The following is a 26,133-nucleotide window of genomic DNA, read 5'->3' on the forward strand; positions in this document are numbered from 1 at the left end:
TTTCGCGCCTATTACCGAATCGGATAAATAAATTCGATAGGGTCTTTCCTTAATTCTTCTTCAAAAAAATAGTTATGATCTGCTCCTACTGTACATAGAATTCTTTTGTCCGGATATTTATCGTACGTATTTCTCACTCTCTCAACCATAATCTGATTACGAATATTCCACCTGAGCTGATATGATCTTTCATTAAGATCCTTTAGCCATGCATATTTCTGTTTTGTTATCACATCAAATTCTTTGGAGTTAAATGGAATCTCTCCATGCAATGACGTTTGCAGCTGCTCTGTAAACCAATCTTTCTCCATTAATTCATAGATATTCTTTTGATCATCAGGCAAATTTACAAAAGGACCAAAATTATTCCATACATCTAGTTCAAACCAATCAATCGGGACAAATTGTATTTGTTTTTCTTCACATAATGGAAAGATCAGATCCCAGTATTCACTTGCCGGCTCTCCCCAATATCCCTTATCCGTGTTATCTTGCAGGTATCTCTTCCAACTAAGCGGATGAACTTCACCGCAGATCACATCCGGGGCAAAATCTAATATAGCTTCTTTATAAAGCGGTAATGTACAATGATATTTCTGTCTGAGCTCTTCATCATGTATCATTCCAAGTAATCCTACAGTAGCCATCCGTTTTAGCCCCCCTCCCTCTTTCAAAATTCCTTATTTTGTATTTTAAACCATATGAAAGAATTTATCTTTACCTAATTGCTTCATATTGTATAAATGAAAAAAGCAGCTCAGCAAAAATCATGTTTTCGCTTTACTGCTTAAGAGACTAATATTAAAGTGTGTCTTCTTTCGTTAGATAGAAGTTGATTTGTAGCCTTCATTTAGGCACAGCTTCGCAATGTAGAAGATCTGCCCCATATGCTCGGAATAATGAGCTGCGCACTGATGCAACATGTCTATATTTGTTCGTTCCTTATTCCTGACTACTTGCGTTTGCTCTAATTCCCGATCTGTCAGTTTACTCACGATATCCGTTAAAAAGCCCAAATTTTCTTCTACTCTTGTAGTTAACTCGGCTTTCGAAATAAATACAGCTGAAAATTCAGCTTCCCGATCTCGGACTATGTTTTGATTTAATATCCCCTTGGCGATTCTTTCTTTTATATTCCCTTCTATATGAAGGACTAAATTAGCAATACTATGACTCTGCTCATTCGGCTTCCAATTCAATTGTTCCTCACTGAGCTGTTCCGTGACAAGGAGAATCCGTCTCTCTATCTCCTGAAATTTCTTAACAAGCCATTCTCGGTTGAACGGATAGTTCATATAACAACCCTCTTTTCCTTTATTAGATATTATGTAGAGGGATTGCATTTAATCTTCCATTATATAATGCATTTTCTTTAGGTAGTTCTCTATATCTTTTGTTGTCTTTTCAAAATAAACAGGTTCTCATGCCTTCCATAGTTAAAGAATCCATGTTCCATACCGTCATAGGTCAAAAATCGTATATCATTACCGGCTTCCTTCATCTGGTGAATGAATTGTTTATTCTCTTCATATAAAACGTCTCCAGTCCTACACATCCACAAGGTCCGCGGTAAACAATGCTTGATATGATGCTTAGGCGAGAACGCTAACGACATAGGTACCAAGTCAGGAAAAAGCCGAGTTGTAATATCTACCGCATCCATACCCGCCGCAAAAATAATCAGCTCACTCACGTTATAATCGGTTGTCTTATTCATTTCATCATCGATCTCTGGGAACATGAAAGCCGAAACGGTAATATATCCGCCCGCCGATGCACCGCACACCATAATACGATTCAGATCTATTCCTAACTCTAGGTGGTGATCCTTGACCCACCGGATGCTGGATTTCACATCACAGATCGCTTGTACAGGTGTAAAATCATCATCCGATCCATTCCGATAATCAACACAAATACTTACAATCCCTTTACTTGAAAAATGTTTAGCTTGATACTGAAATTGATCTGGAGTTATTGGATCCTTCTTAAAACTCCCACCAGTGAACTACCCACCACTTACGCTACGCTTAGAAGTGGGGGCTTCTTGGGAAGTAGAACCTTTTGATAGCGTTCTATATGAACCAAGCTAACAAGGTCGTTCCGACCTCTAAAAAATAGACCATCTTACATAGCTAATTTGACCAAATTGAGAGAAGCGTTATAATCTCGGTCATGTTGTGTGTGACAAGAGGGACATATCCATTCGCGCAAGTTGAGATTTTTCACGTCTGCATGTTTGTACCCACAACTCGAACATAATTGGCTGCTTGCATAGTTTTTGGGAGCGATGATGACATCTCGACCTTTCCACATTGCTTTGTACTCAATCATGGTTCTGAATTGCGACCAGGATACTTCACTAATGGCTTTCGCCAATTTGCGATTTTTTTGCATATTCTTCACTTTTAGGTCTTCCATCACAATGACTTGGTTTTCGTTCGTAATGACGTGACTAATACAGTGAAGATAATGGGCACGTTGATTGGCGATTTTTTCATGAAGTCTCGCTACTTGCAATCGCATTTTATAGCGATTGCAAGACTCTTTCTTTTTGCGAGAAAGGGAACGTTGCAAAAAAGTCAATCGTTTTTCCGCTTTACGAAACCATTTTGGATTTTCATATCGCTGCCCGTTTGATAAGATGGCGAACTCTTTCAACCCCACATCAATGCCCACTTGTGTGTCCAATTTCGGAAATAATTGCTCGTTTTCTTCCACCAAAACGGATACGAAATACTTATTTGTTGGGGTTTTCGAAACGGTAGCCGATTTGATAGTACCAAAAAATGGACGGTGTTGCCTGATTTTGACAAGTGATTTGAGTTTCGGTAATTTCAACTTCCCATTTTCAATTGAGATGGTACCTTTTTGGTTATTGGTTGTATAGCTGTGATAGTTTTCTTTTTTACTTTTGAATTTTGGGAATCCGACGGATTTATCCCGAAAGAAATGAGCATATGCCTTGTTTAGATTCATTTGGGCGTTAGCTAATGCTAAACTATCCACTTCTTTTAACCATTCAAATTCTTTCTTATATTGAGCGGGTGTCGGATATTTAATCGTTTTATCTTCTTTTTCATGCAATTCTTTATATGAAGAAATTCTGTCCGCTAACATTTTGTTGTAGACAAAACGAACGCAACCGAATGTTTTCGCAAAGAATAGACGCTGTTCGCTGTTTGGATAGATACGATACTTATACGCTTTTAGCACGTCCTGCACCTCGCTTTTCGCCTTGATTTTCAATATATTTTTTGATGACATCCAGTGTTGCACCGCCCGTGGTCAGCAGACAAAAACTTCTCGACCAGAACATTTCTTTCCATAGCTTCTTTTTTACTTGTGGGAAGTCCCGTTTTATCAGTCGAGAACTTGCACTTTTGTACGCATTAATGAATTTGGTTAATTCCGTATTCGGATGCGCCTTGAATAAAACGTGTACATGGTCACTATCATGATTCCATTCCATCAATGTTACGTTGTAGTTTTTAGAAAGACGTAAAAATATGTCTTTTGCGTATGTTGAAAGTGCATCATCAAACACCATTTTTCTATATTTAACCACTAAAACCAAATGGTACTGCAATAAGAAGACTGAATGGTTATTACTATCTAATTTCATTTATACACCAGCCTTTCACACTTATAAGACTGATTATATCATTACATACCGAAATCAAAAACAAACCCCTTTTGGCTTTGCCAAACCGAATTTCATCTCCCACCTAAACATGGGGCTATTCGCCCTTTCACATGTTTTGAGGAAGGAGAATTCTTTCGGAAAGAATGTTAAAGAATAATAAAGCCGGTTTATTTTCTCCTTCTGATTCCGGTGTGCTAATGTACAAATATAAGTCACGATGCGTCTTTTTATAGACTCTTATTACCATAGGAACATCAAAAGTAAACTGTTTCATTATCCCAACTCCTTAAGATTCGTAATCTACCTAGAGTCTATTTCAAATTGTACTTTTAATGTTTGGTCTCTGATTATTTCTTTCTTTTCATTACAAATGCTTTATCTGCTTTTTCAAATCCTAATCGAGGGTAATACTCTACTGCTCTCGGTGCAGAAAGAAGTACCAAAGAACACTCATCACCAATTAGAGCTTGTACACGATGGACCAGTTCTGTTCCAATTCCATCCTTTTGGTAGGCTGAATCTACTGCTAAATCAGATAGATAACAGCAATACGAATAATCCGTTATCGCTCTTGCAACTCCGATCATTTTCCCGTTCGTCCAAGCTGTAATTAATAGATCCGCGTTATCTATCATTCTTTGTATTCTTTCGTAGTCTTCATGAGGTCGTTTAATTCCGGAATTTTTAAAAACTTGTGCTACATCGCTCGCATTCTGTACTTTTTCCTCTGAATAAATAATCATGGGAACATTCTCCTCTAATTGTGGGGTACATAATGTTTCAGCTTTGATTTCGTCACTCCTTTTTCCTTACCTTCTTCAGTCAATCGGTAGTCAAATTGTATAATTTCATTATGAGCAAAGTACACATATTCCACATAAGGTTCATCCTTAAAGGTCACGAGAGTATAAAAAGAAGGTAACTTCTTTCCCCAAACCCCTTTTACAGATTCTATATCTTCTCTACTGTATTTTTCTTCCTCCAATAGATAATTCGTTACTCTATCCGCATATTTGTATTTGTTTACCTGCACGTATGTGACAGGTGTTAAGACAACGATAATGATAATAATCGCCATGAAAATAAGTAACACTCGTCTTTTTATAATCTCAACCATATCCTTTAATTTATATTGTCTAAAGTTCCTAGCTGCTTAGATTATTGATATTCCTTTATCAACTGATCATCCCAGATCTGGACTTCAATATATCGTTACGGTCCTTTATCTGAGGCATTCCATACTTGTCTATTACTCTTATAATCTCCTGCTTTGTGTAGACTTGTCTGCGATAGGGTTTATCATCCTGAACTCGCATGGTTGGGAAAAGATCACCGTATGTAAAACTAATAGATGACTCTGTGAAATCATCCCAATGTAGTACAATCCAAGCCGGATTGGTGTACCACGTTTTAAGCCAATCACACGCTCCTAAAGTCATATAATGAGGGAATGAGTTTTTTGGTTTACCGCCTTTAGCAATAAACTGTTCTCTTGCGAGCATTTCAAGTTTTCTTCTATTCTCGATATAATCAAGAGACCTTTGACTCGCAAATGTCTTTCCTTCTTTATTAATCTGTTTAGATATATCTATTGCTTTTTGGAGAGGTAAACTTGAAAGATTCCTAAAGGGTCCTATTTTTCTATCAAAATAATGATATAACGAGTAGTTCATATGCGTTTTCCTTTACGTTCTTATTTCCAATTACCTCTCTTGCTTGTCTGAATTCTTATCAAAAGCCTCAAACACTTTATTACCAAATTGTCTTATATCCTCCAAATAGTTATAACCACTCTTGTTGTGTACTTGATTATACATCCGTACCGCTACCGCTTGATATTTAGGAATGACCAGACAAGCACAACCGGTTATACCAAGAATTTGATATGACCCATCAGGTACGTTACTGCCTATTTGATCTAGGGGTGAACTACTTTGCAGCCACCATATGAAGCCCTGTCTTGGTAAATGAGATGGCAATGTCTCTGGTGTATGAGTAGTTGTAATTCTATTAAAAATAGTTTCTAGGAAAACCTGTTTACCCTGCATTTTTCCTTTGTTGAGATGCAGATTTCCCCACAATGCTAATTCCCTGGCACTTACAAAAAGATTGCTCTGCTCCCCTGCAGGACTGTCATTCGGTCCAACACAATTATCCTCGTCACGATAGTAATTATAGATTAATCGTTCTTCATACTGAGTTCGCCAGCCCGTCTCAACTAGTCCCGCTGGTTCTAATAATGTATGTTGAATATAGTCGGCTAGTGATGTACCTGTTACACATTGAACCAACTCAATTAGAAGGTTAATACCCAAATTCGTATAAGCCCAGTCTGTACCAGGCAAAAAAGAGCTTACTACCTTCCCTTCACTAATATGGAGACCATGCGTATGAGTTAAACAATGCCGTATGGTTATTCCTTTTATCAGATCTAGATCTTCATTTATGTAATGTCCAATTTCATCATCTATGCTATGAATCATTCCAGATTCGATAAGCAAACTATTCGCAAATCCAAGGTAGGTCTTTCTCACAGAAGCCACGTTAAATTGGGATTCTGCATCAACCGTTCTAGATGAAGAAAATGAGTCATGCCGTCCTGAATACCACTCATTAACTACTACATCGTTTTGAATAATATAGGTTGCAGCAGCTGTAGCATTAATCTGTCTTTGGATCTCAGATACATATTGATTCAGTGTACTAAATTGTATGGAAATCACCTCTCATCATTAGTCTAATACTCCATCTGTTGTTATCTTATTTAATAACCTTTTAGCCTCTATGGGGCGTTTAATAATGATGATTTTCTTATTTACATTTTCCTCTAGCTTTTTTAATATATTCGGTCTCTTATCTTTCCTGAAATTCCAGCCATACTTAATAAACGGCCAGTCAATCGACTCTGGACAACCTTCATTTAAATCAGGCCTTGTCTTACCATGATATTGTACTCTGCGTTTGATTACTCGGTATGTCGTGATCACAGGTGATATATCGAAAAATAGAATAACGTCCGCTGCTTGTAACCGTATATCCAGCGTTCGTCCATAGTGTCCATCTATGATCCACTGATCTTTGGCAACTAATTGACGGTTAAAATCATCCCATCCCTCGGGGTTTCAATCCAGCCTGGCTTCCAATAGTAGAGATCTAAATGATACACAGGCAAACTCAATATTTCTCCAAGTTTTCGTGAAAATGTTGACTTACCCGAACCGCTTGAACCAATGACCATAATCTTCATTATTTTATTTTCCTTCTTTATCTATTAGATATTCTTCAAGAGGTTGATTCCTCTGGTTCATTCATTAAATGTTCTATTGAGGCAAAACGATCAATTGCATAATTCTCACCATCATAAGTAAGTGTAGTAACTGAACACTCAGAAACTAGACTGCTTTGTTCCGCAACAAACTCGGGATGAAAATGATGAAGCACATCCTCTGAAAATGTATTCACAATATAATCAGTAATGAGTCCCCCATGGGTAACAATGATAATATTACTTCCAGAAGGATATTCTTCTGCAAGACTCGTTAATAAAGAGGTCATTCTTTTACAAGCGGACTTCACAGAATCTCCTATTGGAGGAATATAGTCGGGTTCCAGGGTGCATTTATCCCACATCTGGGTAAATTCCTGAAATGTCTGTTCCGGTAGATCTCCCCAGTTCGCACGCTCCCGTAAACGGTCATCTACGATGATCTCTACATTTGTTTTAGCAGCAATATACTCCGCCGTTTCTATCGCTCTTCGAAGCGGACTAGAGAGGATTGCATGGATCGGTAACTTACTGATATGCTCAGCAGTAGTTTGTGCTTGGATGATACCTTGTGGAGTGATTGGAACGTCTCCAATCGCTTTTTCCTTTATTCCATGCCTTACGAGAAAAAATGTAGTTCCCATCTCCCTCACCTCATCTCATTATTAAATGTTTACCTAGTAAGCCAAGTTTCCAAGGTAGGAATCCATCCAAGTTCATCGCTCTTCTTTCTCGTTTACAATCTCCATCATCGTCGCTTTGGCCTTCTCGTCTAATATGTAATGTCCCGTATCCTCATGATCTATTTTTTTCATAGTCATCTCTACTCTCTGATACTTATGTTTCTGTTATTTCTTTAGTATGTTGTTTTTGATTTCATGCGGCGAATAAATGAATTCTCAAATATTTGACTAAAGAATTTCCCGATTCCATCCATACTCTAATCTAGAAGCAGTTTCTACAGCTCGCTCTTCACCTAATAACTTGGGATAACATGTAAAGAAACATCCATTCCAGCCGTAACCCCTGCGGACATCACAATTTTGCCGTTGTCTACATATCTAACATCTCTTACAATTTCACAATCCTTAGGTGCGACTTGTGCTAACAAGTCCATAGCCCGCTGATTCGTTGTTACTTTAAGTCCACTTAACAAATCAGCCTTTGCTAGTAGTAGGGCGCCTGTACATATGGATAGTACGATTTCTGCATTTTCCGAGGTACACCTAATCCACGATGTCAATTCTGAGTTATTCATTTCCGTCCTAGCCCCTATACCTCCAGGAACGACTAGAATATCGGGCTTCGGACAATCACTAAAGTTATATTTAGGAGCAACAGTAAAAGAACTTATCGTATTTATTAACTCTGACTTCTCGCTGACCGTATACGTATAAAAGTCTTTTCCCCAATCGCTTGCGGTGGCAAATATATCGTATGCTCCGCAAAAATCTAATCCATCGACATGTTCATACAGTAGTACGGCTACATTTCTTTTTCTTGTCACCAAGATCAGCTCCTAAGTATATGAATTTTCAAATCATGAACCAGGCTTAATCGCTCTCCAAATGAATTTATGTTCTCTAACACCAATTCTTCCGTTCATGATATTTTCATTTAATTTCTTCTCTAGTGCCTCTTTCAGCTCTGCCTTTGTATAGTCTGGATTACCAGGGATGTCGGATAGAAACTTAGCAAACTCTTGTTCATTCGGAAAATAAGTGACAGAGTCGTTGTATTCTTCAATTTCGATTTCTTGATAACCCTTTTCCATCAATCTTACTTTTACCTTGTCTACATTCGTATGAATTCCAAGTATCATTCCACCCAGTCTTAATAATCGATTATGATTAATAATGGATGTCGGTCCCCTGCGGTCATAAATCAGATCAAACTGGCCATCTTCAAAAGGCATCTCCGATTTAGTTGTAGCGTAAACAAAGTCAACATTTTAACGGAACTGTTTTGTAATAAAGTATGTGCAATCTTGATGAGTTCTTGAGAGTTATCAAATCCGATGATGTTATTCGTGTACTTGGACATCTTTAACGTAAACTCCCCGTGACCGCAGCCTGCATCCAGTACAGAAGAATAGTTTGGAATCAAATCAATTAATCGCTCTTCAAAAATGTCTTCCGCAGAACGACCTTCGAGCTTCTATTAAATTACAGATATATAATTCATCATTTCTCTCATCGTTTCTTCAGGAGTATGATTTTTCGTATAAATTATATGTTTTGCTAGCCTTTCATTCGATTCATGCTCAACAAAATATCGATTAAAATCAAGTTCAGAGCGTTCACATAAAATCTGTGCCGACTCTTCTTTATCTATCGAAGGGATTAATAAAAAAACAAAAGGTTCGTTATGCAGCGCCCGGTCTACTTTATGGAATAAAGCTTCCTCCTCATAAACAGAATGACCTGCGCCAAAATCAATAATATGATCTTTGTATTCTTCGAGAACTCGAACAACCAAGTGAGCTTCAAAAGGCTTCCAATATTTATACTTCTCCCAAAAACCATACTTTTCTTGCAATTGCAGTGCATGATCGTGATCATAATTTAATTCTTCGTAATATTGATATCTTATGTCATCTAGCGAACATCTCGGCATTCCCGTATGTTGAGCTAATAACTCAGCCACCGTTGATTTCCCCGCACAAATGGGTCCGATTAAAATAATGTTTGCCATTCTTTTTCTCACCTCTAGGGATAGTCTATATTGTTAGCGAATATAAATTACTCCTTCTCCTCTTCCACACTCAAGATCATCTCATTGATCTCAATTCCCTCAGGCAAATCTTTCTTCGCCACACTGATCAGAGCTCTTATAGTGACTTCTCCATGTACTTTCTTATCCATCGCGTCTTCATAAGACACAGGGATAGCATGTATTCTTAAAAAGCTTCTCTCTGAATTTATTTCGTGCATAGCTAAAGAATTAATCTTAAATCCCTTAGTTACGGACTCCTTCTCTCCAAAATTCACACATATAAAATATTCAGAAGGCGTTTCTTGTATCACAAATCCGCCAGGTACTGAATTCGCATAACTATCATATCGATCTATGATTTCCTCAGGCAGTTCCTCGGTGCTCCCTTCCCAGGAAAAATCAGATGAAGCCTTAGTGTAACGAAGTTGTTTATAAGGAATAGCCGTTCCCTTATTTTCTTGGTCTATTTGGGTAATGTTTTGGGATTCTATATACACCTCGTTCACGAGATTTTCGTTTTGTCCGCTGCATCCGATCAATAGTCCAAGATTAGATAGCAGGCAAGCAGCTAAACCGATTCTAATTATCTTCGTGACAATCCCTCCTTAACCTACCTTATACGTACTCGTCCCTTAACAATCCGTAACATACGAGGTCTTCATACTCTCCCCACTTTTTAACATGCTGTCTTAATAATCCTTCATATTTCATACCGATCTTTTGCATGACTTTACCTGATGCAGGATTCCTCACTAAATGACGAGCGTAGATTCGGTTCAGTTTCATTTCTTCAAATCCATATTGCACAATCCCTTTTGCAGCCTCTGTACAATAGCCATTACTCTTATACTTTCTTCCAATCCAGTAGGCGAGCTCCCCATGATCAAACTTTTCATTAAATCCAATCGTTATCGCACCAATTAAGTAAGAATTCTCTTTGTGTACAACAGCTAGAGTAAGTGATCTTTCTTCATTGAATTGTTCGGTATGTGTATCGATCCAATCCTTTGCCATTCCATCCTCGTAGGGATGCGGGATATATAGAGTTGTCTCCGCAATATACTTATCGCCTGCCAATAGCTGTACCTGCTCGGCATCCTCTTGACGAAATGGCCGTAAAATGAGTCGTTCTAATGGAATCACCGGTAACTCTTTCATAGAATATTCTCCTCGACCTAAAATGGAAAACAAGGTTTCTTTATTCCATAAATATACATCCGATAACAAAATGATGATACCCTCTGCCGTTAAAATATGAAATCAATAGATCATTGACACTTGATAATCCTTCCACTATTTTCATTCACGAAAAATACATATTCTATGTGATTTTACTCACTCTTTGAGATTCAAAAGTCTATATTATTGAATATATAAAGAAGTTAGCTAATAACAAAGTACAAGTAATCAGAATTGTAAGTGTTCTCTTTTTTTTAAACATTCATGTGAAAAATGTCACATACTTTATTTTCTTGAATCGCTATAAAAATAACTTTAATGGATATCAGTGGAATCAACGAGGAGGAACTAACTATGACTCAAAAACAAAAGCTTGTTGTTGTTGGTAACGGTATGGCTGGTATGAATTCAATTGAACAGCTTCTTAAACTTACAGATCAGTACAGCATTACCGTAATTGGTGCTGAGCCCCACCCTAACTATAATCGTATCATGCTTTCTTATGTATTAGAGGGAAGCAAGACGATTGATGATATTGTAATTAATGACCGTGCTTGGTACGAATCGGCCGGTATTCACCTGATTACAGGTAAACGCGGTACGAAAATTAATACAGATCAAAAAATAGTTCAAATGGATGATGGATCGGTAGTTGACTATGATCGCCTTATTATCGCGACAGGTTCGAATCCATTTATTCTCCCTATTCCGGGTTCTGATCTCGAAGGAGTCATTGGCTTCCGCGATATTGAAGACTGTGAGACGATGATTGCAGCAGCAGCGAAGTATAGAAAAGCAGCTGTCATCGGCGGAGGATTGTTAGGCCTCGAAGCAGCCAAAGGACTTGTTCAGCTAGGTATGGATGTAACGGTTGTTCATCTGCCTGATTATCTGATGGAACGTCAACTAGATGTAACTGCAGCTAAAATGCTCGAAAAAGAACTGGAAAGCCAAGGTATTAAATTCGCATTAGGTAAACAAACCTCTGCTCTAAAAGGGGATACCCGCGTTACTGGACTTACTTTTACAGATGGTACGGAGCTCGAAGCAGACTTAGTCGTTATGTCTGTTGGTATTCGTCCAAATACGGAACTTGCAAGCAATAGTGGAATCGAAGTCAACCGCGGTATTGTTGTTGATGATTACATGCAGACTTCTGTACCTGATGTATTTGCAGTCGGAGAATGTACAGAACACCGCGGTACATGCTATGGCCTTGTTGCACCATTATTCGAGCAAGGTGCGGTACTTGCGAAGTCCCTTGCAGGTGTAGAAACGAAACCATACGAAGGATCGATCTGCTCGACAAAGCTTAAAATTTCGGGCGTTGATGTATTCTCAACAGGTACTTTTATGGAAGAAAAACAACATACAACCATTACAATGCATGACGGATGGAAAGGTACATATAAAAAGATTGTAATGCAGGATAACGTAATCGTTGGTGCTGTTCTATTTGGGGACATTGATGACTCTTCCCGTCTTGAACGTTTCGTTAAAAAAGGCGAACTCATGACCGAAGAACTATATGCAGAATTAACAGGTACAGGCGGATGCTGCGGCGGCGGAGCCAAAGTAAACGTAGCCGCTGAATTAACGGACGACGATATCGTCTGCGGATGTAATGGCGTAACGAAAAAAATGATTGTCGATGCTGTTACTATTGACGGTCTTACTACTCTTGATCAAGTGAAAATGAAAACAGGCGCATCCCGCTCTTGCGGCGGATGTAAACCGCTGGTAGAACAAGTAATGCAGCTTGTCCTCGGAAATGGATTTGATGCAGAAGTTAAAGAAGGCATCTGCGGCTGTACAACAATGTCGAGAGATGAGGTTGTAGAGGCAATTAAACAGCAAAACCTTCATACCGTTGCAGAAGTAACGAAAGCCCTGGAATGGAGTCAACCAGAAGGATGCTCGAAGTGCCGCCCTGCTCTGAACTACTATCTCGGTATGCTGTGGCCAACCACTTATCAAGATGAACCTGCTTCTCGCTTTGTTAATGAGCGTATGAATGCGAATATTCAAAAAGACGGAACTTATACCGTTGTTCCTCGGATGTATGGCGGTATGACAACACCACAGGATTTGAAAAAGATTGCCGATATATCGATTAAATACAATCTGCCTCTTGTAAAAATGACAGGCGGTCAACGGATCGGCATGATGGGTGTGAAAAAAGAAGATCTGCCTAAAGTGTGGGAAGAGCTAAATATGCCATCTGGTTATGCTTATGCGAAATCCTTGCGTACCGTTAAAACTTGTGTCGGATCAGCTTATTGCCGTTTTGGAACACAGGATTCCCTCCATATCGGTGATCTGATTGAACGAAAATTTGAACGTGTTGACTTCCCTGCTAAAGTCAAATTTGCAGTAAACGGTTGTCCGCGTAACTGTGCAGAATCTTGTACAAAAGATATTGGTATCGTCGGTAATGACGGCGGTTGGGAAATTTATGTAGGCGGTAACGGCGGTATTAAAGCAAGACTTGCTGACCTGCTATGCAAAGTAAAAACAGATGAAGAACTTATTGAAATCAGTGCTGCTGTACTTCAGTTCTACAGAGAAACAGCTAAATATTTAGAACGTACTTCGGACTGGGTAGAACGTGTGGGTCTAGATCTCATTCAACGTAATACGGTAGCAGATGTTGAACAGCGCAAACAGCTTGCGAAGCGAATGGATATCGCACTAAGCCGCACGGAAGATCCATGGCAAAAAGTACTGAAAGATCAAAAACTGAAAGAAACCTTATTTGAAAAAGTAGTCGTAACGAAATCTTAAGTATACTATTTAAAAAGGAGTGTTCATAGATGTCTAATACAATCACCGAAAACTCAGTTTATATCGGGACGACAGATGAATTTTTAGAACGTGTAGGAAGAACAGTTGTGATTGAGGGACAGAGTCTTGCTATATTTAAAACTGCTGAAAAGATCTATGCACTGGAGGATTGCAGTCCTCATCCCAAAGGCGGACCTTTGAACGAAGGGATTGTCTCTGGACACTATGTGTATGACCCTTTGTATGATTGGAAAATTGATATGCGGGATGGATGCGTTCAAGCACCGGACGAAGGTCAAGTTCGCACCTTCCCCGTTCTTGTAGAAGAAAATAAAATATATGTTACAATGAGGTAATATTTGGTGATATAAACACTATTAACTAAATCGTTATTCGTAACCATAGATAAGGCAGGGGAAGACGATGTTCCAATCAACAATCGAACTAGTTAATCAGTCAGTAGAAGCGAAAAAAAAGCTTATGCAAACAAGTTTGCTGCGTTACTTCATTGCTGCCATGCTTGCAGGAGCTTATGTTGGAATTGGTATTATGCTCATTTTTACAGTAGGCGGTTCATTTAAAGCCGCAGGCTCTCCAGCCGTTCAGCTCGTCATGGGGATGTCCTTCGGTATTGCACTCACACTTGTCATCTTTGCAGGTTCTGAATTATTTACCGGTAATAATATGCTCTTTACAGTAAGTAGTTTATCGAAGCAAACCTCTTGGGCTTTTACATTTAAGAATTGGGCAATCGTCTTCTTCGGCAACTTGCTTGGCGCTGTTGTACTTTGCCTTCTGATCTATGGATCTGGTGTATTCGGCAAAATTCCGCCAGATCACCTGCTCTTTACAGCCGCTGCTGGAAAAATGACCATGCCTATTGACCAATTATTTTTTCGCGGCATTTTATGTAACTGGCTCGTATGTTTGGCTATATGGACATCGATGAGAACAAAAGAAGACACAGCTAAACTTATTCTCATCTGGTGGATGCTGTACGCATTTATTGCGACGGGATTTGAGCATAGTGTAGCCAATATGTCACTCATGACCATTGCTCTTATGCTACCTGGGCACCCAGAAACGATTACATTTGCAGGATGGCTGCATAATATAATTCCTGTTACCCTTGGGAATATCGTTGGCGGCTCCGTTTTTGTAGGTATGGCCTACTGGTTTATGAGTTCGGCAAAATCGAAAAAACAATAAAAAAGATAACCCCTTTGTGATTCACTTCGGCACGGTCCATCCGGCCTGAAGTGCAGCGCACAAAGGGGCTTTTTTTATAACAAAGTCTCAGCAATAGATATGATCCAATCCCTGTCACTACCTTTTGTTATTATCTCATATTGAAGTGCCTTGTCACGTGAGTCCATCTCAATCCAGATTAATTGTTGCTTATCACCATCTCCAATATACACGGCCTCATTCCCTCGTATTAGTACATTTTCATATGTATAGTCCTCTACATCGGATAATTGAATTCGGCTTTTTGTAGTTCCAAATATTCTGAATTCAAAATCCCGTCCCCCCTTGTTATATGTGACGCTTAAACCGACTAATGTATGATTTGGTCTCAGATCTCGCAGCACCACGTGCTTTCCCGTTCTTTTGCTTTCCTCTATCATCTCATCTATTTCTTGACTCGTTAAATTATCAAATCCATAGTACACCCGGATATCTTCAAGTTCCGCATCCATAGGAAATGAGAGTTCCCACGGAGAGGCCTTTTCTCTTAAAGCAGTAAGACCTGCTGTCCATTCTACTGCTTTATAATTTGTTTGTTGGCTAATCTTTTTTTCACCAGCATCTGCAATATAAATTCCCTTACCCATACCAGGCTTTAATTCCTTAATAATGGCCTCCATCACGTTGTCCCTGTTAAGCGAGTCGATGTCTAGTATCCCTAGTACATTTCCTTTCTCATCTTTCATTTCCACGGAAGACACTCCCTCTCCACATCATATTCGATGTATAAGTTTGTTGTTAGATGAAGTTATTCTGAGTATAAGGTAATATTGTTATTTATTCTTGAGTTCTGCTTTTGACAAAAACCTTTTGTCGCCATGATCTCGTTTGAATTATTAATCACACCACCCTCCTTTCTGCCCCCTTAGTAAAGATACGTATGAAGTGTCTGAACTAAGGAACCCATGTCACATGATATACAAGTAATGATACCTCATTAAGTTATACCATTAGGATATTTCAATGGGCTGTATTAACTCCTCATAGGTTTACAATAAGCAATTTACAGCTCTGCTCAAAGCTGTGTTCCAAGGTTTTGATTCAATTAGTTTAATTCCTTTTCTCTTACATGTATCTGCTATCCAATTGCCATATGAAATACTTACTTCGGCTCTGTCATGTTGTAATTCGCCACCTTCTCTTGCTAAATAGTTCTGCACGATCTGATTTTTATTTGATTCATGTATAAATATTGATTTCACCTGCGGGTTATCGAAAGATAATGTGAATTCGGGATGGATAAAATCGCCTTCCATAATGATAGGTAGTTTATCTTCAATATGCCTGTTTGCAAGCTCTCTTAATACGGGAGCCATCTCTTTGCTGACATCAATCAGCCAGTCTACCGTCCCGTCAACTCCAACATATTTCCCATCTTTAACAGAATCCCAATAATGAATTACAGGAAATTGCTCCTTGGTTGTAACTGTTTTTACAGATAGATGAACATCATCTACTTCCAAGACATTCACCCCGTAAAATCGAGCAATCTCATAAGCAATACTGGATTTACCACTTCCCGATGCCCCACCAATAAATAAAACGGTCCAATTTCTATCCTTATTCATTTTCTAACCTCATTTATATGTTCATCAGTAATGTTAATGGCTATGTAGTTGTTCCATATTATTGCACTTATCCCCTTCTTTTCTCACATGAAATTTCAAAACGGCACATAGAGAGATCATGAATCAAAGGTAGAATACTTTTATAAAACCAAAGCTAATAAGTTTACAAAATTGATTAAAGCAAAAAATAAACAAGAAATTCTAAGTGTCTACACGCCTAAATAGAACATAACTGAGCGACATTTAAACATCGTCGTTAGCAAAAAGAGTAAGAGCTGTTTGAATAAAGGCATCTGTTGCTTTGGATATATCCTTAATATCTAGCACTGCTATATTGATATCTCTGAACGTATCTGGTTTTAATTCACGAAAAACGACTTGGTCTGGCAACGTCCAAATATTTTTTTTAGTAGTAATGATAATCCCTAATCCTTCTTGTATCATACTTAATCCTGTCTCTATATAATCCATTTCAAACCGTACTTTAGGAGTCAAGTTATACTCTTTGAATAAAGCATGAACCTGCACCTCATAACCTCCTTTTCCAATGAGTATATCTTCATCTTGTAAGTCAGGAATACCTATTGTTTCTTTCTGATATAAAGGATGACTTGAGTGCATAAGTACAATCAATTGATCTTTCATTAAAGAAATGGTATCAAAATCTTGATCAGGAGGAATAATAATTCCTACATCGATGCATTTAGAACGTAACCACTCTTTAACTTGATCTACACTCCCTTCCGAAAACTTGATTTCTAGACCAGGATATTGCTTTTCCATTGTACGTATGATTTTAGGAATAAATCTAGTACAAGCAGTTCGGTAAGCTCCAACGTGTACCTTCCCAATTTCTAACCCTCGTTCAGCTGCAACTATTTCATCTACTTTTTGTAATTCAATCAGAACCTTTCTGAAAATAACTAATACACGCTCTCCTACATCTGTGAAAAATAACCCATTTTTCTTATCTCTTTCAATTAACTTTGTTCCTAGTTGCGATTCAACTGTTGCTACGGTACGACTTACCGCAGGTTGTGTCATATGTAGCTCTTCCCCAGCTTTTGTAAAACTTCCTGTTTCTGATATGCGAACAATAAGTTCAATTTGCGATTTGTTCATAACTATTTTGTTATCTCCCATATAATTAATATGCATTTCACTTATATCAAAGCCTAATATACCATGAGAAAGAATTAAACTTCAAGAAATCAATCGGAGGTAATTAGAGTGATCAACCGCAATAAATTATTTCTATTTGCACTCATACTAGCAGCATTAAATCTTAGGCCTGGTATAACTTCAGTTAGTCCAGTTTTGCACGGAATAACAAAGGAATTAGGTATGAGTTCTGCTTCGGCTAGTTTACTTACATCTATTCCTTTATTATGTTTTGGTTTTTGTTCGTTATTCGCTGGTCGTCTAGCAAATCGCTATCAATCTGAGAAAACAATCACATTCTTTATCGCTTTTATTGGTATTGTAACGTTTTTGCGTGTCTTTACAAATTCGTCAATCTATCTATTGATAACGGCTTTATTAATTGGCGCGGGAATTGGGATTGTAAGTCCTTTGCTCTCTGGTTTCATTAAAAGTCACTTTCCGGAGAAGGCAGCATCCATGATAGGCATATATTCTACTTCAATGGTAGTTGGAGCATCCATTTCTATTGGGCTAACGACACCACTTCAACACTGGCTCAATAATTCATGGAAAAACGGATTAGCATTCTGGAGTATTCTTGCTCTATTTGCTGTTCCACTTTGGTTTATGGTAATTAAACATTCTCATACACATACAGCATCACAAAAGAGAAAAGCCTCCTTACCATTAAAAAATAAAAAGGCGTGGTTATTAACCTCTTTTGTAGGGCTTGTAACTCTTATGTTTTATTGTTTTGCAGCTTGGCTACCAGCCATCGTAGAGGAAAAAGGATGGACGTCAGCATTTGGTGGTCTTGTAGGTACAATAGCTATGATTGCACAGTTGCCAGCTACTCTTTTATTACCTAGTCTCTTGAGGGTACTACCAAGTAGAAGACTTTGGATTACAATTTTTACCCTCAGTGTAATGACTGGCTTATCCCTTTTATGTTTTACAAACGTGACACCTATTGTTTCAAGTATATGTTTAGGGGTTGGTAGTGGTGGTCTTGTCTCGCTAACTTTATTATTACCAATAGATAAGGCGTCGTCCCCTATGGAAGCAAGTACTTGGTCAGCAATGACTCAAGCAATTGGATATATGATTGGTGCAGTGGGCCCATTTATAATCGGCTTTCTTCATGATTGTCTAGGAAGCTTCGTTCCGACATTATATCTTCTTATACTTTTAGGTTTCATTGTTCTCTTATTGGGATGGAAAATCACTAAGCCAGCTCATGCTAAAGAAGAGGGGTTATCTGTGAAATAAGCATATTCTTGCAACACGTTGTTCGGATATCGGAATAAGACTTGAATCCATTGCTGGATCAACTTTATCCCATCACTTAAAACAGTTAACTGATTGTGGACTTCTCAGTACTTATAAAGAGGGGACATATATATATTACAGCTTAGACCGTGAATTGATCAGAGAGTATGCTCCATATGTGATGGCGTGACGTCTCTCATTTTGTGGTTCTACACTTACGGAATATGCAAAAAGCAAATAGGTATGATTTTATTTTTCCCGATATAGCTGATTTTCTTGGTAGCTATCCTCGGTTTCTTATTGGTACTTCTGAAAACAAAAAAGTTATAAAGGTTAATCTACCCACGTGCAAAAATTAGTTCTTTCCCATTAATTTTAGAAACGTGCGGTTAATTTATGAACTTAAATCTATTGTTCTAGAAATACAGAAATATAAAATAAAAGGTGGATTTATTTTGTCAAATATGTGGAAAATTTATTTATTAGCTGGGATTAGTTTTCTTATTGGTACATCAGAATATGTTATTGCCGGAATCTTAGATGTTATTGCTGAGTCCAATAACATCTCAGTTTCATCTGCAGGACAGCTAATTACAGTGTTCTCAATGGCTTTTGGTTTAGGTACCCCTTTTCTAATTGCTATGACTTCTCGAATGGAACGAAAAAAGCTTCTCATTTATGCTTTAATCGTCTTCTCTATCATTAATAGCCTTATCGCAATTGTAACAGGATATGAAATGCTGATCGCAGCTAGAATAATCTCTGCGCTTAGTGCCGGTGTCATTCAAGTTACACTTCTAACCCTTGCTTCAGTTTTGGCAGCTCCAGGAAAGCAAGGAAGTGCGATTGCTACAGTTATTATGGGAGGTAGTTCTGCTTTGGTTATAGGTGTACCTATAGGGAGAGTTGTGGCCTCCAATTATGACTGGAACATGATATTCATTGGTATTGGAGTAGTCGGAGTACTTTTCTTAGTCTTAACGTTGTTCACTATACCAAAAATAGTTGCTGAAGAACCTGTACCTTTGCGTGAGCAGTTTAAATTTTTTATGCAACCACGTATCTCAGCATTCTTGCTCGTTACGTTTCTATGGTTAGGTTCATATTCTGTTGTATTTACGTACATTTCACCGTATTTTCTGGATATATTCGGCATGAACGGTCAAGGGGTAACTACAGCCCTCTTTATATTTGGTATTGCTAGCGCTCTTGCATCCAAATTAGGAGGTTTTAGCACAGATAAATGGGGCGCATTTCGTACACTAACTGGCGGAATGATACTCGGTGCTATTGCACTACTGCTATTTCCGTTTATCGGTCAATCTTCTTTTCTTATCTATATATTACTTATTTTATGGGCACTTTCAGCTTGGTCTTCCGGCGCGCCGATACAATTTCAGCTTATAAGCTTTGCTCCTGCCGCAGCAAGCATCGTGCTTAGTTTGCATAGTGCTCTTGGACAACTTGGAATGTCCGCTGGAGCTGGCATCGGTGGCATTGCTGTCAAAAATGGCTTGTTGAAGTATATCCCTTGGGTGGGTGCTTTAGGTCTTACAATTGCTATCGTAATAACGATTATTGACAACGTTCTATCTAAACAAAAACAGACTAAACAAACTCATAACAATCTTTGCATAGAAAAATAAAAATCTACTGCCAATGCACCCATTAGTTTACAAAGGTTTTGATGTGAATGAATGCGATGTCGTCGCTAAACTAACGATAAAACGATAGTTGAACACAGCAGGGAGCAGCTTGCCAGTTGGCAACTGCTCCCTTTAAAGTAAGCAAAGATCAATAGACTGGTGCTTTTTCTCTTAGCTACTTTTGGCAGATTAATTCAACTTTTTAATCACTAAAAGCGTTATATCTAAGGGACATAGCTATTGTGTAGGAAGAACAAATGAACATAAGCTATTTTGAAAGATAACGAGATTCCAAGCGAAAAATTAATTTCACAAGTATTATCTGTTTACGAGAAAAAAATACCGCGATTGGTTAAAGCTAGACAAGATAATAATTAATCATTAATTCGTATCTTCCCTAATAAAACTGTATTTATTTTGGTGTGTAAAAGGTGAGGAGGAATTGTATGAAAAAGAAGAATTTATTTATTTTTAGTTTAAGTGTTGTTAGTTCTTTAACTTTAGGTGCCTTTTACTCTTCAGCATTAGATCCTTTTACAAATTTAATACAAAAAGTAGAATCTCAACTTGAGTCAAATAAGCAACTACAAAATAAAGTATTAGTTGAGATTGGAGATACCAAGGTAACTAATGTAGAGTTGGCAAATTTAAAAGCTAACAAATTAGTTGAAGCAAATCCTGTAATAGATGAATCTACACTACTTAAAGAAATTGTAGTTGATAAGTTATTCTTAGAATTAGCTGATGATGAAGGAGTTACTGCAACATTTGAGGATGGAAAAAAAGAAGCAGAAAGAATGCGTGCTCTGTTGGCAACACAAAGTAAAGAAGTACAGGATACTCAGAAAAATTTCATAGAATTAAGAGGTCTAACAGAAGAAGAGTATTGGAATGAATATGCTCCTTCAGAATACCAAGAACAACTAACATTACAGAACCTTGGTCAGTTGTTAATCAAACAAGGGAAAATCGGTGCTGATAAAGATAGTAATACTAATCTAGGACAAGATTTAATTAAATTTAAGGAGCAGCTCCTTACAGATGCATTATCTAAGGGTGATGTGAAAATTGTAGATAATAGTATCACCTTCTAATGTCGAAGGGCAAAACTGGTAGCTTCTTTTATTTAATAGTCCTATGTTTAATAGCTTTTCCACCACTATATCCACATTGCCTTATTTCATCTTCGTCATCTATCTCATAAAGAAATGTACTGTCGGGTTGAGTAAGGATAGCCCGTTATTATGTATAAAAAATAGACCGCCATCACGCTGGATCGGTCTATTTCTCGTCTAATTCTCGCAATTATTACACTTATACTCTTTTTCTCGATGATAATGAATGTCCTCTTCAATACACGAACCACGAGATGATAATAAATTGTAATGCTCCAATCACCTCCAGAATTCCTGCTTTCATGGGCTTCATTGATTTCCCAGAGTACAGATACGCACGCACGAGTGGGAAAATAAACGGTAAGATCATCCAAGGTTGACCTAATATAAATGGAACGATCAGAATCAATATATGATAGATTTTAGCTGCTTTTTCCCAAGCTGAATTACCTCTTTCCCGGAATATCGTTTTCACGAAAAGTGCTGTTCCCATGAAGTAAATTAAGTTATAGAGCACAATGGTCAGCATCTCTGCATCCCAGGAACCGCCGCCATACAAGTAAGATGCAGCTCCTCCCAAGGAAAAGATCACAATAGCACAGAAATCATTCAAAATAGCTCTTTCTGCTTTCTTCTTGACATGCCATATGTTCACACTTAACAAGACTAGGAATGGGATTCCGAAATAAAATAATTGAGGCTTGTCAATAAGAGGATATAGGAGTGCTGCTATTGCAATCACACCATAAATGACGGCGTATGTTAATAAATGCGTCCGCTGTTTTTTTCTTTTTATCGCCTGTAATAAAGGATACGAAGCTAAGTACAAGAACAACCACGCTATAAATAAAAGAATGTGGCTAAATCGAGGTGTCCCTGCCATCACGCCAAATAAGAACGGGACACTAATCATGGCCCATCCTCCATGTTCATGAGGAATCACTATTTTATTCTGCTTCATCGGTATGGTCCTCTCTTCTGTTGTTTATTCAACTCGTTTTCTTCATTCTCGTCAGAAGCAGAAGCAGAAACGATATAAGAATGATCGAGATCGTCCACAGCCAGGCCATCGTCATATTTCCAGACTCCACCGCAACAAAAATCGCCGTTGGAACCGTTTGTGTCTTACCTGGGATATTTCCCGCAATCATAAGGGTTGCACCGAACTCCCCAAGACTGCGTGCGAAACTAAGAATATAAGCGGTCATGACCGAAGGAAGAGTTATAGGTAAGGTAACATAACGGAATACCTGCCATTCACTTGCACCACTAGACCGCGCTGCATCCATAAGGTTCGTATCAATCGCAGCAAACCCGTTCTTCATCGTCTGGTACACCAGCGGAAAAGATACGACTATAGAAGCGATCACTGCAGCTCCCCAGGAGAATATAATCGAAGTAGAAAAAATACTTTCGACAACCTGTCCAACCCAGCTGTTTCTACCGAGAAATACAAGCAGCAAAAAACCGATCACGGTCGGAGGTAATACCAGCGGGAGCATAAATAACGTCTCGGCGATCACTTTCCCTCGGAATCTTGAAATAGACATACGCCAAGCGATAAAAATACCAAAGCAGGTACTAAGAACACTGGAGATGGCAGCGACCTGCAGGGAGAGGCGTATCGGACTCCATAGCTGCATCAAGTCTATATTCATGTTTACTCACCAGGAGCTGAGAAACCATACTTTTTGAAAGTTGCCATTGCTTCCTCCGATTGCAAATAGGTGTAGAATTCCATAACCTCTTGTTTATTTGCTGAAGAATGAATTACGCCCACAGGGTATTCAATGGGAGTATAGAATGAGGGATCCACCGTATAGGCGATTCTTACTTTATCTGAAGAGAGCGCATCTGTTTTGTATACAAAACCTGCCTCTACATTTTTCGTCTCCACATATTGCAGAACCTGACGCACATCTTTCGCTTGAATCGTCTTGGACTCTACCTCTCCCCATATGTTTCCATGCTGAAGCGCTTCTTTCGCATACTTACCAGCGGGTACGGTTTCAGGAATCCCAATAGCTATACTGCTAACTTCTGTTCTCAGCAAATCGCTCACATTTCGAATCATTGTCTTATCATCTGCTGCGGTAATCACAGTAAGTTCATTCGTGAGCAGGGTAGTCTGCTCGTCCTCTGCAATAATCCCCTCCTGAGCAAGAGCTTCTATATAGGATTTGGATGCAGAAATAAACAAATCAACTGGGGCCCCTCGCTCAATCTGCTGCTGCAATGCGCCCGACCCACCGAAGTTAAAATAGATCGTAACATGGGGATTTTCTGCTCTATAGTTATCTTGAATTTCTTGCAGAGCATCGGTTAGACTCGCTGCGGCAGAAACTGTAATCTCTATTTCTTTACCATCTGTCTGCTTCTCAGCCTGATGGTTCTCACATCCCAATAATAGCAGAAAAATTGTGAAAAAAAGAACAACATATTTCATATCTTTCTTAGTAAAAAACCTCATATTTCCCCCTCCTATCCACCAATCTGTGACATTCTTCGGTGGGTAGGTGTATGAGTTGTTTCCTGTCCACCCTGCAGGAACTTATACATTTCATGATGTTCGGGCTTCGTACCAATCGCCTCTAGAAACATTTGCCGCAGTGCTTCGTCATCCCCGATTACATTTCGGACTTGGAATTGTTCAGTCCATGCGAGGCAAGGCTTGATATACCCGTCAGCAGTAAGACGCAGGCGATTGCAAGACTGACAGAAATGTTCACTAACCGGATGAATCAAGCCAAAACTGCCGACGGCATCTTTTAGCCGATAATTCTGTGCGGGTCCGTTCCCCTTTACATTGTCTACACTTTCATAGTCCCATTCCTGCTGGGTACATACTTCTTTCACTGTGCTGAGTGGCAAGTAGAGACTTTTCCATTGTTCATCACTGTGTCCGATGGGCATATATTCGATGAAACGCACATGGATATCCCGATCTTTCGTCAGGGAAATAAAATCGGCAATTTCATCATCATTAATCCCTTTCATGAGGAGTACATTCAGCTTGATGGGAGTTAGACCCACTTTGAGACAAGTATCTATACTGTCCAGCACCTTTTGAACATTGCCTCCGCGTGTAATCATTTTAAACCGATCTGGGCGTAAGGAGTCCAAACTTATATTCACACGTGTCAGGCCTGCTTCTTTTAATTTCGCTGCACGAGGTCCTAGAAAAATCCCGTTTGTTGTAAGAGCAATATCCTCAATCCCGGGAATATGAGAGATCATACCCACTAGTTTCTCCAGTTCTTTTCGGACAAGGGGTTCTCCTCCTGTCAGTCTGATTTTGGATATTCCCATTCCTGCAACAACCCGCACGACGTCAGCGATTTCATCATAAGTAAGTATCTTATCAGAAGGTTCAAATTCCATTCCTTCTTCCGGCATACAGTAAACACAGCGTAAATTACAGCGGTCTGTCACTGATATTCGTAAGTATTCATGTTTTCGGCCAAACGAATCGATAAGGCGAGGTACTGTCATCCGCTCATCAACTCCTTTCTTATAAAATAGGGTGGTTTGTTACCATGTTACTTATGCATTGTCCGTTTCTTCTTTGGATAGATCATGAAGTAAAGGACGGCCTTCTGGATAAGTGACTTGGTTTAGCTGATCTCCAATCCACTCTGAACCATCTTCGCCGTATTCTTTTTTCCAGATCGGTACAATCTGTTTAATCCGTTCAATGATATATTCATTCGCTTCATAAGCCGCTTTTCGGTGGGGAGAAGAGACCGCAATCGCAACAGCAACATCAGAAATTTCAAGCCTGCCTATACGATGGGTAATAGCTACACATGTATCTGCCCAGCGTTCGCGTACTTCCTCACCAATACGTTCTAATTGTTTAACTGCCATAGAGGGATAAGCTTCATATTCCAGAAATAAGGTGCGTTTACCAAAGGTAAGTTCCCGTACTGTACCTAAAAACAGAGTAATTGCTCCGGCTTCCCTGCGTTTTACTTTGCTAATCACTTCATCTGCTTCGATCGGTTGATCGGTGATCACGAATAATGAACTGTCCACTTTCGGCCTCCTTTCTTTCCCTTATATTTCATAGATTTTGACGATGGTAGTCACCGCTTTTTCCGCCTTGCTTGCTCGCTAGATAAGTAGGTCCGAGAATCATCCCTTTATCGATCGCTTTACACATATCATATATCGTTAATCCTACGGTTTGTGCTGCTGTTAAAGCTTCCATCTCCACACCTGTTACGCCGGTTGTCTTCACTGTCACTTCAAAAGATAGGATCTCTTCGCTCACGAATTCAAAGGTAATATCAATCCCTGTCAGCGGGATGGGGTGACACATGGGAATAATATCAGATGTTTTTTTTGCTCCCATGATGCCGGCAATTTGGGCTACAGCAAGGACATCACCTTTTTCCATAGAACCTTCCTTAATTCTTCTTAAGGTTTCGGGCTGCATTTGGATCTGGCTTCTTACCACGGCGATCCGTTTCGTTTCTTTTTTATCCGTAACATCAACCATATGCGCCCGGCCTTGTTCATTAAAGTGGGTTAGTTTATCCTTATTCATCATCAT

General features: G+C 38.9%; 31 protein-coding genes and 1 pseudogene. 6 read left to right on the forward strand and 26 right to left on the reverse strand.

The genetic code is table 11. The features are described 5' to 3' along the window. Positions 1-11 precede the first annotated feature (11 nt). From GQY27_RS03450 to GQY27_RS03520, 17 genes and pseudogenes are all read right to left on the reverse strand, one after another. The gene (locus GQY27_RS03450) at positions 12-647 is read right to left on the reverse strand and encodes a hypothetical protein (protein ID WP_160032146.1); all 636 of its coding nucleotides are present in this window, start codon (positions 645-647) and stop codon (positions 12-14) included. Between the two features lie 174 nt (positions 648-821). Beyond that, positions 822-1,295: a DinB family protein gene (locus GQY27_RS03455; protein ID WP_160032147.1), complete on the reverse strand. Its 474-nt coding sequence runs from the start codon at positions 1,293-1,295 to the stop codon at positions 822-824. Positions 1,296-1,384: 89 nt separating this feature from the next. Then, on the reverse strand, positions 1,385-1,663 hold the full coding sequence (locus GQY27_RS21975; protein ID WP_328802953.1) for an alpha/beta hydrolase: 279 nt from the start codon (positions 1,661-1,663) through the stop codon (positions 1,385-1,387). 6 nt (positions 1,664-1,669) lie between these two features. Beyond that, positions 1,670-1,990 (reverse strand): annotated as a pseudogene (locus GQY27_RS21980) (alpha/beta hydrolase); the annotation flags it as partial. Between the two features lie 137 nt (positions 1,991-2,127). After that, positions 2,128-3,216 (reverse strand): IS200/IS605 family element RNA-guided endonuclease TnpB, encoded by a 1,089-nt coding sequence (gene tnpB / locus GQY27_RS03465; protein WP_160032485.1) that lies wholly within the window; start codon positions 3,214-3,216, stop codon positions 2,128-2,130. Then, on the reverse strand, positions 3,200-3,625 hold the full coding sequence (gene tnpA / locus GQY27_RS03470) for an IS200/IS605 family transposase (RefSeq protein ID WP_160032149.1): 426 nt from the start codon (positions 3,623-3,625) through the stop codon (positions 3,200-3,202). Before tnpA ends, tnpB begins: the two co-directional genes overlap by 17 nt. Positions 3,626-3,993: 368 nt before the next feature. Further along, positions 3,994-4,389: a GNAT family N-acetyltransferase gene (locus GQY27_RS03475; RefSeq protein WP_160032150.1), complete on the reverse strand. Its 396-nt coding sequence runs from the start codon at positions 4,387-4,389 to the stop codon at positions 3,994-3,996. 14 nt (positions 4,390-4,403) lie between these two features. Then, a complete protein-coding gene (locus GQY27_RS03480) occupies positions 4,404-4,763 on the reverse strand; it encodes a DUF3139 domain-containing protein (RefSeq protein ID WP_201450670.1) in 360 nt (119 codons plus the stop codon). 58 nt (positions 4,764-4,821) lie between these two features. Beyond that, positions 4,822-5,319 (reverse strand): hypothetical protein, encoded by a 498-nt coding sequence (locus GQY27_RS03485; protein ID WP_236570470.1) that lies wholly within the window; start codon positions 5,317-5,319, stop codon positions 4,822-4,824. Positions 5,320-5,349: 30 nt separating this feature from the next. Beyond that, the gene (locus tag GQY27_RS03490; protein ID WP_160032152.1) at positions 5,350-6,369 is read right to left on the reverse strand and encodes a serine hydrolase domain-containing protein; all 1,020 of its coding nucleotides are present in this window, start codon (positions 6,367-6,369) and stop codon (positions 5,350-5,352) included. A 559-nt stretch (positions 6,370-6,928) separates the two neighbouring features. Further along, the gene (locus GQY27_RS03495) at positions 6,929-7,555 is read right to left on the reverse strand and encodes a histidine phosphatase family protein (RefSeq protein WP_160032153.1); all 627 of its coding nucleotides are present in this window, start codon (positions 7,553-7,555) and stop codon (positions 6,929-6,931) included. Positions 7,556-7,887: 332 nt separating this feature from the next. Next, positions 7,888-8,418, reverse strand: coding sequence for a DJ-1/PfpI family protein (locus GQY27_RS03500; protein ID WP_201450671.1), 531 nt, complete (start codon positions 8,416-8,418; stop codon positions 7,888-7,890). Between the two features lie 33 nt (positions 8,419-8,451). Continuing rightward, positions 8,452-8,826 (reverse strand): hypothetical protein, encoded by a 375-nt coding sequence (locus tag GQY27_RS21655; protein ID WP_236570471.1) that lies wholly within the window; start codon positions 8,824-8,826, stop codon positions 8,452-8,454. Further along, on the reverse strand, positions 8,796-8,954 hold the full coding sequence (locus GQY27_RS21660) for a hypothetical protein (protein WP_442950877.1): 159 nt from the start codon (positions 8,952-8,954) through the stop codon (positions 8,796-8,798). The genes GQY27_RS21655 and GQY27_RS21660 overlap by 31 nt, the downstream gene beginning before the upstream one ends. A 117-nt stretch (positions 8,955-9,071) precedes the next feature. Further along, positions 9,072-9,605, reverse strand: coding sequence for a shikimate kinase (locus GQY27_RS03510; RefSeq protein ID WP_160032154.1), 534 nt, complete (start codon positions 9,603-9,605; stop codon positions 9,072-9,074). A gap of 47 nt (positions 9,606-9,652) precedes the next feature. After that, positions 9,653-10,132 carry a hypothetical protein gene (locus tag GQY27_RS03515; RefSeq protein WP_160032155.1) on the reverse strand — a complete coding sequence of 160 codons (480 nt, stop codon included), beginning with the start codon at positions 10,130-10,132 and terminating at the stop codon, positions 9,653-9,655. A 109-nt stretch (positions 10,133-10,241) separates the two neighbouring features. Beyond that, a complete protein-coding gene (locus tag GQY27_RS03520) occupies positions 10,242-10,784 on the reverse strand; it encodes a GNAT family N-acetyltransferase (protein ID WP_160032156.1) in 543 nt (180 codons plus the stop codon). A gap of 375 nt (positions 10,785-11,159) precedes the next feature. On the opposite strand from GQY27_RS03520, the gene nirB reads away from it, so the two are divergent. The 3 genes from nirB (at position 11,160) to GQY27_RS03535 (ending at position 14,798) form a co-directional block, all read left to right on the forward strand. After that, on the forward strand, positions 11,160-13,589 hold the full coding sequence (nirB, locus tag GQY27_RS03525; RefSeq protein ID WP_160032157.1) for a nitrite reductase large subunit NirB: 2,430 nt from the start codon (positions 11,160-11,162) through the stop codon (positions 13,587-13,589). Between the two features lie 29 nt (positions 13,590-13,618). Beyond that, positions 13,619-13,945 carry a nitrite reductase small subunit NirD gene (gene nirD, locus GQY27_RS03530; protein WP_201450672.1) on the forward strand — a complete coding sequence of 109 codons (327 nt, stop codon included), beginning with the start codon at positions 13,619-13,621 and terminating at the stop codon, positions 13,943-13,945. Between the two features lie 67 nt (positions 13,946-14,012). Then, complete coding sequence (locus tag GQY27_RS03535; RefSeq protein ID WP_160032158.1) at positions 14,013-14,798, forward strand: formate/nitrite transporter family protein; 786 nt, start codon at positions 14,013-14,015, stop codon at positions 14,796-14,798. 74 nt (positions 14,799-14,872) lie between these two features. Here the strand turns inward: GQY27_RS03535 and GQY27_RS03540 are convergent, their stop codons facing one another. The 3 genes from GQY27_RS03540 to GQY27_RS03550 form a co-directional block, all read right to left on the reverse strand. Then, the gene (locus GQY27_RS03540) at positions 14,873-15,529 is read right to left on the reverse strand and encodes a hypothetical protein (RefSeq protein WP_160032159.1); all 657 of its coding nucleotides are present in this window, start codon (positions 15,527-15,529) and stop codon (positions 14,873-14,875) included. 297 nt (positions 15,530-15,826) lie between these two features. Further along, positions 15,827-16,405, reverse strand: a complete 579-nt coding sequence (locus tag GQY27_RS03545; protein ID WP_160032160.1) for a hypothetical protein — start codon at positions 16,403-16,405, stop codon at positions 15,827-15,829. Positions 16,406-16,648: 243 nt separating this feature from the next. Then, positions 16,649-17,527 carry a LysR family transcriptional regulator gene (locus GQY27_RS03550; protein WP_160032161.1) on the reverse strand — a complete coding sequence of 293 codons (879 nt, stop codon included), beginning with the start codon at positions 17,525-17,527 and terminating at the stop codon, positions 16,649-16,651. A gap of 108 nt (positions 17,528-17,635) precedes the next feature. Between GQY27_RS03550 and GQY27_RS03555 the strand changes: the two genes are divergently transcribed. From GQY27_RS03555 to GQY27_RS03570, 3 genes are all read left to right on the forward strand, one after another. After that, on the forward strand, positions 17,636-18,817 hold the full coding sequence (locus GQY27_RS03555) for an MFS transporter (protein WP_160032162.1): 1,182 nt from the start codon (positions 17,636-17,638) through the stop codon (positions 18,815-18,817). A gap of 464 nt (positions 18,818-19,281) precedes the next feature. Continuing rightward, positions 19,282-20,463, forward strand: a complete 1,182-nt coding sequence (locus tag GQY27_RS03565) for an MFS transporter (protein ID WP_236570490.1) — start codon at positions 19,282-19,284, stop codon at positions 20,461-20,463. Positions 20,464-20,909: 446 nt separating this feature from the next. Next, entirely contained in the window at positions 20,910-21,557 is a 648-nt protein-coding gene (locus GQY27_RS03570) for a hypothetical protein (RefSeq protein ID WP_160032164.1), read from the forward strand. Between the two features lie 256 nt (positions 21,558-21,813). On the opposite strand, the gene GQY27_RS03575 is transcribed toward GQY27_RS03570, so the two are convergent. The 6 genes from GQY27_RS03575 to moaC are packed head-to-tail and all read right to left on the reverse strand — an operon-like array spanning position 21,814 to position 26,130. Further along, complete coding sequence (locus GQY27_RS03575; protein ID WP_160032165.1) at positions 21,814-22,539, reverse strand: YwiC-like family protein; 726 nt, start codon at positions 22,537-22,539, stop codon at positions 21,814-21,816. A 28-nt stretch (positions 22,540-22,567) separates the two neighbouring features. After that, positions 22,568-23,236 (reverse strand): molybdate ABC transporter permease subunit, encoded by a 669-nt coding sequence (modB, locus tag GQY27_RS03580; RefSeq protein WP_160032166.1) that lies wholly within the window; start codon positions 23,234-23,236, stop codon positions 22,568-22,570. A gap of 2 nt (positions 23,237-23,238) precedes the next feature. Further along, positions 23,239-24,048: a molybdate ABC transporter substrate-binding protein gene (modA, locus tag GQY27_RS03585; RefSeq protein WP_160032167.1), complete on the reverse strand. Its 810-nt coding sequence runs from the start codon at positions 24,046-24,048 to the stop codon at positions 23,239-23,241. 11 nt (positions 24,049-24,059) lie between these two features. After that, positions 24,060-25,070, reverse strand: coding sequence for a GTP 3',8-cyclase MoaA (gene moaA / locus GQY27_RS03590; protein WP_160032168.1), 1,011 nt, complete (start codon positions 25,068-25,070; stop codon positions 24,060-24,062). 51 nt (positions 25,071-25,121) lie between these two features. Then, a complete protein-coding gene (locus GQY27_RS03595) occupies positions 25,122-25,613 on the reverse strand; it encodes a molybdenum cofactor biosynthesis protein MoaE (RefSeq protein WP_160032169.1) in 492 nt (163 codons plus the stop codon). A 28-nt stretch (positions 25,614-25,641) separates the two neighbouring features. Next, on the reverse strand, positions 25,642-26,130 hold the full coding sequence (gene moaC / locus GQY27_RS03600; protein WP_160032488.1) for a cyclic pyranopterin monophosphate synthase MoaC: 489 nt from the start codon (positions 26,128-26,130) through the stop codon (positions 25,642-25,644). Positions 26,131-26,133: the final 3 nt, after the last annotated feature.

It is taken from the genome of Paenibacillus sp. An7, assembly GCF_009870785.1.
In the GTDB taxonomy this organism is placed as follows: domain Bacteria; phylum Bacillota; class Bacilli; order Paenibacillales; family Paenibacillaceae; genus Paenibacillus.